General features: G+C 54.8%; 7 protein-coding genes and 1 pseudogene. 3 read left to right on the forward strand and 5 right to left on the reverse strand.

The window, feature by feature from the left end; all coding sequences use genetic code 11:
- Window positions 1-178: 178 nt before the first annotated feature.
- The 3 genes from IEV54_RS15900 (at window position 179) to IEV54_RS15910 (ending at window position 2,799) form a co-directional block, all read left to right on the forward strand.
- Window positions 179-385, forward strand: a complete 207-nt coding sequence (locus IEV54_RS15900; protein WP_150279127.1) for a cold-shock protein — start codon at window positions 179-181, stop codon at window positions 383-385.
- A 431-nt stretch (window positions 386-816) separates the two neighbouring features.
- Entirely contained in the window at window positions 817-1,650 is an 834-nt protein-coding gene (locus tag IEV54_RS15905) for a 5-bromo-4-chloroindolyl phosphate hydrolysis family protein (RefSeq protein ID WP_188434483.1), read from the forward strand.
- 12 nt (window positions 1,651-1,662) lie between these two features.
- Window positions 1,663-2,799, forward strand: a complete 1,137-nt coding sequence (locus IEV54_RS15910) for a toxic anion resistance protein (RefSeq protein ID WP_150279129.1) — start codon at window positions 1,663-1,665, stop codon at window positions 2,797-2,799.
- 36 nt (window positions 2,800-2,835) lie between these two features.
- On the opposite strand, the gene IEV54_RS15915 is transcribed toward IEV54_RS15910, so the two are convergent.
- The 5 genes and pseudogenes from IEV54_RS15915 to IEV54_RS15935 form a co-directional block, all read right to left on the reverse strand.
- On the reverse strand, window positions 2,836-3,318 hold the full coding sequence (locus tag IEV54_RS15915; RefSeq protein WP_150279130.1) for a DUF6998 domain-containing protein: 483 nt from the start codon (window positions 3,316-3,318) through the stop codon (window positions 2,836-2,838).
- Between the two features lie 38 nt (window positions 3,319-3,356).
- Complete coding sequence (locus IEV54_RS15920; RefSeq protein ID WP_150279131.1) at window positions 3,357-3,983, reverse strand: uracil-DNA glycosylase; 627 nt, start codon at window positions 3,981-3,983, stop codon at window positions 3,357-3,359.
- Between the two features lie 175 nt (window positions 3,984-4,158).
- On the reverse strand, window positions 4,159-5,124 hold the full coding sequence (gene rho / locus IEV54_RS15925; RefSeq protein WP_150279132.1) for a transcription termination factor Rho: 966 nt from the start codon (window positions 5,122-5,124) through the stop codon (window positions 4,159-4,161).
- Window positions 5,125-5,301: 177 nt separating this feature from the next.
- Window positions 5,302-5,580: a peptidylprolyl isomerase gene (locus IEV54_RS15930; RefSeq protein ID WP_150279133.1), complete on the reverse strand. Its 279-nt coding sequence runs from the start codon at window positions 5,578-5,580 to the stop codon at window positions 5,302-5,304.
- Between the two features lie 845 nt (window positions 5,581-6,425).
- Window positions 6,426-7,079: pseudogene (locus IEV54_RS15935) on the reverse strand (transposase); the annotation flags it as partial.
- Window positions 7,080-7,163 lie beyond the last annotated feature (84 nt).

Genomic DNA, 7,163 nt, shown 5'->3' on the forward strand with positions numbered 1-7,163 from the left:
CGGTATGTGCTGTACGATTGGCCGCGTTAGGAAGTTATGATTTATATTGTAAAACCGCTCGATCCCTGCCAGTAGTTAACAACTCCGCAGCATGTAATCGTCCCGTCTTTTAGTAATAGAATCTTTCCGGCAGCATCGGTCCAACTGGACCATCAATAATATATTTGTAGGTACGATAATGTCAGCAGTAACTGGTACGGTTAAGTGGTTCAACGAAGCAAAAGGTTTCGGTTTTATTGAGCAAGAGTCTGGAGCAGACGTTTTTGCTCACTTCAGCGCCATCGTCGGCTCAGGTTTCAAAACCCTGAACGAAGGCCAAAGTGTTAGCTTCAACGTGACTCAAGGCCAGAAAGGCCTTCAGGCAGAGAACATTCAAGCTATTTAAGATAGTTTGGCGCGGCGCCCTGGCGCTGATGTTCTAAAAAAGGCGGCTCCCTGACGGGAGCTGCCTTTTTTTGTGGGTACGGCGCAGTTCTTCAGTCATTACCGTCTGAGCCCTGTTACCAAGGACAGAAATTGAGAGGCTTTCGGGCGCTTTGGCGATTGTTGAATACGTGGGACTGTTGCGCGGGTGGCCTGTCATGCAACTGGACAGCACCCTGGTTTGAAGATAACTTCTTTGCTTCCTGTAGATCTTCTTAAACACCTTCCCATACACATCATCAGAGGCATCAATGGCTCGATTTCCGCTCCGCGTCCTCGGACTGCTTCTGCTGACGGCTACCATCACCGTGGCGAGCTGCCAGGCGGTGTTCCATGGGGCCGAGCTGCCGTCGCTACCGGCGGCTCTGGAATTCACGGAAGATTGACCAAACCATGAAAGAATTGCTACGCCAGAGCCGGGCCTGGGTACCGGTGTTGAAATCGGCGGCTCTGTTCCTGCTGCCGTTTCCGCTGTTGATTGCCTTCTTTGTGGCTCTCATCGACGGCGATGTCGGTCGGCTCGCCGCTATCAGCGGAGCCATCTTTGCATTCTTCGGCGCCGGTGTGCTCACCTGGCGAGGTCTGGTCGCTCAGGCGCGCTTCTTTCTCGGACAACAGCTCGATCCGCCGACAGTGCCGCTGAAGACCGTGAGCGCGATCCTCACCGCGCTCGGCACCGGTCTCGCGGCTGCCGCCGGGGGGCACGGTCTGGCCGGCGTCGGCGCTTTTGCTGCGCTGGCGGCGGTGGGCTACTTCTGCTTCTATGGCCGCGACCCCAAGCGCAAGCGCATCGATCTGCCGGAGGTGGCCGGAGTAGACCGTGACGCCGTCATCGTCCAACTCAAGCAGGCCTACGGGCGGCTGCAGGGCATCGAGGCTGCCGCTCGCTCCATTGCCGTGCCGGAGTTCGTCGAGCGCTTGAAACGGATCATCGGCATCGGCAGGCAAATCCTCGCGGAGATCGAGCGGGATCCGCGCGATGCCGCCCGGGCGCGGCGATTCCTGCACCTGTACCTCGACAGCGCCGAGAAGGTTACGGTGGAGTATGCGCGCACTCACCGCCAGATCCGTAGTCGCCCGCTTGAGCAAAACTTCCGGCAACTGCTGGTCGACATGGAACAGACTTTCGAGGCGCAGCACCAGAAGCTGCTGGAAAACGACGTGCTCACACTGGATGTCGAGATCGAGGTTTTAAACGCGCGGCTCAAGCGTGAAGGCATAAACTGAGGAGGTCATGACATGAACGAATCCACGCCCAGCGCAAACGGCTCCAGTGTAAGCGTAGGGCTGCCGCTGCCCGATACCGCGATCACGACCTACCAAGCCGCCACGGGTACCGAGCTTGCCAATATCGAGCGTGCACTGGCCGAGATCGACCTCAACGACAGCAACTCCATCCTGTTCTTCGGCACGGCCGCCCAGGGTGAAGTCACCATGGTGGCCGACGAAATGCTGGAGGGCGTGCGCAACAAGGACACCGGGCCGGCCGGTCAGGCGCTGAACGAGATGGTGACGACCTTGCGCGGCTTTCCGTTGGAGGAGCTCGATCCGAAACGCAAGCGCGGCTTTCTGGCGCGCCTGCTTGGCCGGGCCCGGCCCATCGCCCGCATCCTGCAGCAGTACGAAGAGGTGCGCGGCCACATCGACGCCATCAGCAATCGCCTCGATGACCACACGAGCGCGCTGATGAAGGACATCGGCATGCTCGATCGGCTCTATGACAAAACGCTGGCGTACTTCCAGACGCTAGCGGTGTACATCGCCGCCGGAGAGGAATCGCTTCGCCGCCTTGACGAAGATACCCTGCCGGCTCTGGCTCGTGACGCTGAGAGCAGCGGCGAAATGCTGCAGGCTCAGGCACTGCGTGATCTGCGCGCCAAGCGCGACGATCTGGAACGCCGCGTCCACGACCTGAAACTCACCCGCCAGGTGACTATGCAGAGCCTGCCGTCCATCCGCCTGGTGCAGGAGAACGACAAGGCCCTGGTGAGCAAGATCGGCTCGACCATGGCCAACACCATACCGCTGTGGCGCCAGCAGCTGGCCATGGCCGTGACCATCGCGCGCTCAATGGAATCTGGCACCACCTTGAAGCAGGCCACCGACCTTACCAACGAGCTGCTGACGTCGAATGCCGACGCGCTGCGAACCTCCAGTGAAGTCATTCGCACCCAGGTCGAGCGCGGCGTCGTCGACATCGGGTCTGTAAAGCAGGCCAACGACGCACTCATCGCCACCATCGACGACGCACTGCGCATCGCCAACGAGGGCCGACTTCAGCGCGTCGAGGCTGAGAAGCAGCTGATCACGTGCGAGACCGAGTTGAAACAGGCGCTGCGGGCGGCGCAGGCAAGCAGCACACAGCAGCCGGGCTAGGGTATCTGACCCTGGTGTCCTATGGTGCCCTGCTGCTCAATCGGAGTAAGGCGCTGCATCCGGTTTGGCAACGCGGGGTACGCGGTCTGGCTCAGCCACCAGTTGATTCAGCCGGCGGAGTACCGTCAGTGACACCTGAAACTGCCCATTGCTAGGCAAACGCTTGCCTTTGAACTGCTCCCAGACTCTTGCCCCTGGCCCGTTGTAAATCTCTTCAAATGTGCCGTCGGGCAGAATCTTGATGATAATGGCATGCTCGGGCTTGCTTCGGAACGCCACTGACTTACCTTGCGTCGCTTTGATTTCCACTTGCCGGTCATCCTCAGCTACAGCGTCATAGCCTTTGTTCGAAGCCCCCCTAAGCTGCAGGCAGTAAGCATCGGCCACCAGACACTCACCCAGGCTGCCCACCATATGGCCATCAGGCGTGAAGTGCCTGCCAGGAAACATCGCCTCCAGCTCATGGACGGTTGCATAAAGCTGTTTGACCAGGCTCTGGAGTTTGTTGTGATCAATCATTGAGGTTTACGGCTCGGCTGGGGTGAAGTGGGGTGTCATCAGACCTGGCTGTCACTATGTCGCAGAAAGGCCCCCACGTCGCGCCAGCACCCGAGCAGCTTTTCGCGGTTTTCAGGCTTTCGATTAACGAACATCGGGCTTGGATGCGGGCTCAAGAATACTTTAAGGTGCGGCGCGTTATTTTGGATATGCGTGAGAGCTTTCTGCGCCTTGCTACCGATCAGTACGATGGCGCGCAACTGCGGGAGAAGCTGGAGCAGTTCGTTGAGGGACGGAATGCCTGCGGCAATGTCGGCTGAATTGGCAGGGCGAATTTTTCGGCCTGAGCCTATATACCAAGGCACCGTATTCCACAGAAGGATTCGCTTGCGTACCACTCCTGCGTCTTGAACAGTAATGAAGATATTCTTCGCTGTTTCATCCGGGTTATTCATCGAGACAAACCCGGAATTTCTGGCTTTGGGCCCTGGTGCTTCCAGCAAAAACAAGACTTCAGCATCAACGCCAGCGTCCCATGGATCCATATACGGAATGGCTGCTTCAGGTCCCATGCTTGAGCGAAGACGATGAACGAAGCTCGTGAGTGGAGCCATGTGTGCATCGTGGACCTGCGATAACCGTGCTTGCACAGCCATGACGTCACTTAATAGCTTCGGGCAGTCCATTGCTTCTCCTGAGGATGAATCAAAATTACCCGATATCGCTGCTAGGAAGCGATTAAATAAATCTGTCCCCTTTTCCTTAAAAAAGGGGCAGCCACCGGTTCGGGGGAGGACAAAAGGCAAGACCTGACCCCAGTTTTCGTGCCTCTACAGCGAGCGCCATGCAGATTCCGCGGATTCAATTTATGGGCGTCCCGGGGATGTTTTTCAGTAGCTCGGCATTTGAGGGGTACTTTTCCAGCAGCTCAACCAGCTTTTTTGTGCCCTCTAGCGGTTTGAGACCGCCAAGCGCCCGGCGCAACGCTCTTGTTTTATCTAAATCTTTCGGATCCAATAGCAGCTCTTCGCGGCGTGTACTGCTTTTCGAAATGTCCAGCGCGGGAAAGACTCGCTGATTCGCAACGTCTCTTGATAACACCAGCTCCATGTTCCCCGTACCCTTGAATTCCTCAAATATAACCTGGTCCATACGGCTGCCGGTATCAACCAAAACGGTTGCCAGAATGGTAAGCGAGCCGCCATTCTCAATGTTTCGTGCAGCGCCAAACAACCTCCGCGGAATCTCCATGGCTCGGGCATCAACCCCGCCAGACATAGTACGACCGCTGCTCTTTTGCTGTGCGTTATGCACACGCGAAAGCCTGGTGAGGGAATCAATCACAATCATGACGTTGTGACCCTCGCCAGCTTGCTGGCGGGCGATATCAAGAAGCTCATCGGCAACGCGAACGTGATGAGCATAGCTTTCATCCGAAGAAGAAGCGTGTACCTCAGCCGGGACGCTACGCTTGAAATCAGTGACCTCTTCGGGTCGCTCATCTATCAATAGCGCGTAAAGTTTTATCTCGGGATACGCCTTTCCTACCGCCTGGCAAATATCTTTTAATATCGTCGATTTTCCAGATCCCGGCGGTGCAACGATCAAACCACGCTGCCCCATTCCAATCGGCGTGATCAAATCCATCGCACGCACCGTGAGTTTTTCTGAACCTGACTCCAAGCGAATCCCCGGCGCTGGATTGATAACCACACCGTTTAAAAAACGTTTTTTTGGATCAGCCTCAAACACAGCTTCGGCTTCCTTGGCCACTGGTTCAGCGTCTTTATTTCGTTTGCGGGTTAAACCTAATGTCGTTCTCGTCATGGCAGTCTGAAGCTCTTTTTTGATAGATATTTTTCGAAACGGCCATCTAACGCTCCGGCTCGAGACGTATAACGTGAGTGGTGATCAAGGTCAGGTCTGGCTTTTTGCCATACCGGCCGTCCCGGCATTGCAAAAGGCAAGAGGGTATCTGACCCCCGTTTGTGGGGGTAGCGACTCTCAGTCGCGGTAAAAAACCTGTACCAGGTGATAGCCAAACTGGGTTTTCACAGGCCCGTGTACCACTTTCATTGGCTTTTTGAAAATGATCTGGTCAATCGCCTTGGTCATCTGCCCCGGTCTTACTTCACCTAGATCGCCGCCACGTTTCTTTGATGGGCAGGTGGAGTGCTTCTTTGCCAGCACATCAAAGGCTTCGCCTGCGGCAATACGCTGCTTGAGTGCGGCGGCTTCGGCTTCGGTTTTTACCAGAATATGGCGAGCCATGGCGACGGGCATGGGGGCATCCTCAAAGGTAACAGGCAGTGAATTATGCCTGATCAGAGCGCCGCTAGAGAAATTGGGGTCAGATAAAGATTTTAAATAAAGATTTTCGGTAAATTTTCATCTGACCCCAATTAGCCAAACGCGATCAACAACTCTGACCCCATTGATTACTGACAGATGTCGCCAAGATTACTGATGCTAACAAACTGAGAAATAAGCAAAAATTAAATGCATACTCATAAAATAATTGCATTTTTATCCCTCGGGAAATGTTCATCTGACCCCATTTGTTTCGGGGGAGGGCAAAAGGCAAGACCTGACCCCCGGGTTCGCTTAACCAAAGCCTAGCTTCCAAAACCTTAGAATCGCGTTCCTGATGCAAGAAGTGAGATGCCCCTTTATTTGGGCGTTTCTGATCTAGGAGCACAGGCCCTAATTGTCCGGGTACATATCGGGGGCTGGGTCGCCACCGCCCGGATGTTCGGAGGCCTTTACTTTACTGCATATGAATACCGACAGCGACGTATATCGTGGGGAGGCTAAGATGGCAGCCAGTTCAGATAAATCGTATGCCTTCATCTAAGTAAGTACTTCGCTAACACGGTAGCAATTGCCCCGCTGCAAGCCAACGGTACAGCTACATACCGAATCCACCAATGTAACTTACCTTCGCCATACTTAGTTGAGCCTTCGCTTGAAGGGTTGACTGCCAATATGTTCCGATAAGAACGCTCTAATTCACTCTCTTTCTTCGAGTAAAATTCGTATATATCTTCTGTCGGAAGCAAGTCAAATATGCAATGCAAAAAATACCCGTATTCCGTCCTGACAGGGGTGACTATAGGCGTTATAGCTTCCTAAGAAACACCTTCAACAGCCTGTAATGTGAATCCAAACTCAGCTGCACGCCGATGTAACCCTTTCACTACACGCTCACGATATTTTTGTTCATAGTGATCAGCGCCAGGATCCTTGTAGTCCATGCCGAAGCGCATGGCGTTATAGAACAGAATGGCGATCTTTCTGGCAGTGGCGGTTACGGCCTTCGCCTTGCCTATTCGCGCTGACAAGCGCCGGTAGAAAGCGCCCAAAGCTGTGTTGGTTCTGCCGACTGTCACTGCTGCTAACCGCAAATGCGCTGTTACTCGGTTTTTGGTCTTGCGCGTATGCGCTGAAAGCACTTTTCCACCGCTAATTCGACAGCCAGGCGCCAGGGTTAGCCAAGAAGTGAAGTGATGCGCTGTCGGCCAACGGCTCAGATCAGTGCCGCACTCCGCCACCAAGCGCAGCGCCAAATAGGGTCCAACACCGTGAATCTGCGTCAGGTCCACACCGACTAACTGATAGAGCATAGTACGGACATCAAAGTTGAGCGCATTCGGCTGCCGGGTGCGATGGCGGGGCTTAGGCAGTGGCTCACGAGGAGGAACATTTTGCTGAGACAGTCGCAGTAGACTATGAGCAATTTGCTGATCGCAGAGCTCAAGCTGAGCTTGATAGGCATCGTACATGGTGGTCCTGCCCACAAAAAGTAGACACTGTTATGCGCATCTGCGCTCAAACTCTGCTGGACTGATATTGCCGAGAGCAGAGTG

This window comes from Halopseudomonas salina, assembly GCF_014637955.1.
GTDB lineage: Bacteria > Pseudomonadota > Gammaproteobacteria > Pseudomonadales > Pseudomonadaceae > Halopseudomonas > Halopseudomonas salina.

Excerpts from the sequence above, each read along its gene's own strand:
- IEV54_RS15900 (WP_150279127.1), top strand. The coding sequence starts at position 179 with ATGTCAGCAGTAACTGGTACGGTTAAGTGGTTCAACGAAGCAAAAGGT.
- IEV54_RS15905 (WP_188434483.1), top strand. The coding sequence starts at position 817 with ATGAAAGAATTGCTACGCCAGAGCCGGGCCTGGGTACCGGTGTTGAAA.
- IEV54_RS15910 (WP_150279129.1), top strand. The coding sequence starts at position 1,663 with ATGAACGAATCCACGCCCAGCGCAAACGGCTCCAGTGTAAGCGTAGGG.
- IEV54_RS15915 (WP_150279130.1), bottom strand. The coding sequence starts at position 3,318 with ATGATTGATCACAACAAACTCCAGAGCCTGGTCAAACAGCTTTATGCA.
- IEV54_RS15920 (WP_150279131.1), bottom strand. The coding sequence starts at position 3,983 with ATGGACTGCCCGAAGCTATTAAGTGACGTCATGGCTGTGCAAGCACGG.
- rho (WP_150279132.1), bottom strand. The coding sequence starts at position 5,124 with ATGACGAGAACGACATTAGGTTTAACCCGCAAACGAAATAAAGACGCT.
- IEV54_RS15930 (WP_150279133.1), bottom strand. The coding sequence starts at position 5,580 with ATGCCCGTCGCCATGGCTCGCCATATTCTGGTAAAAACCGAAGCCGAA.